A 274-nucleotide genomic window follows, 5' to 3' on the forward strand; every position below is an offset into this window, starting at 1 on the left:
AGTATTATATGTTTTTTTTATTTTTTCAGGATCAATCACTTTCATAAGATCATACTCTTTCGTTTTTGTAACTGCAGCTGCAGCGATTTCACCTTTTTTACTTTTCTCTATTGCTTCACGTGCTTCTTTTTTGGCAGCCTCAATTTCTATAGCTGATTTTCCCTTTTCTTTTGCTTCTTGCTCTGCTTTATTCTCTGCGTCTACAATAGCATTGTTTATTTCTTTTCCTTTGTTATACGCTACTACTGCTGTTTGAGCAGCCGGTTCAATGATA

The 274-nt window shown here is 34.7% G+C and carries 1 pseudogene; it reads right to left on the reverse strand.

Going from position 1 to position 274, the window contains the following annotated elements:
• A pseudogene (locus ACS2CR_RS34555) lies at nt 1-274 on the reverse strand (hemolysin BL lytic component L2); the annotation flags it as partial.

Origin of the sequence: Bacillus cereus group sp. BceL291 (assembly GCF_051776705.1) — a bacterium.
GTDB classification, from domain to species: domain Bacteria; phylum Bacillota; class Bacilli; order Bacillales; family Bacillaceae_G; genus Bacillus_A; species Bacillus_A cereus.